The sequence below is a fragment of the Microbacterium sp. K27 genome, assembly GCF_004794435.1.
GTDB classification, from domain to species: domain Bacteria; phylum Actinomycetota; class Actinomycetes; order Actinomycetales; family Microbacteriaceae; genus Microbacterium; species Microbacterium maritypicum_A.
In genome coordinates this window covers 1-340 of the sequence record NZ_SSDK01000021.1, presented here as the reverse complement: position 1 = coordinate 340, position 340 = coordinate 1, and the positions used below count along the sequence as shown (strand labels likewise).

Annotated in this window: 1 protein-coding gene; it reads left to right on the top strand. The window is 70.0% G+C overall.

Features of this window, described 5'->3' with window-relative positions; genetic code table 11:
* A partial coding sequence (locus DW307_RS00755; protein ID WP_342588930.1) for a carbohydrate-binding protein occupies positions 1–314 on the top strand: 314 nt, incomplete at its 5' end.
* Between the last annotated feature and the right edge of the window lie 26 nt (positions 315–340).

Here is a 340-nt window from a genome sequence, read left to right as displayed (position 1 = left end):
TGCCCGAGGGCAACCACACGATCCTCGCGCGCTGGAACGTGTCGAACACGGTCAACGCGTTCTACAACTGCGTCGACCTGAAGATCGGCAGCGGCGGGACCGACCCGGGCAACCCCGGGAACCCCGGCAACCCCGGGAACCCGGGCAACCCCGGCACGTGCACGGCTCCCGCCTGGTCGGCGAGCGCCGCCTACGTCGGCGGGGCGAACGTCTCCTACTCCGGCCGCAACTACCAGGCCAAGTGGTGGACGACGGGCGAGAACCCGTCGCAGAGCGGCCAGTGGGGCGTCTGGAAGGACCTCGGAGCCTGCTGACCTGCTGATCCTGGGAGCGATCCCGA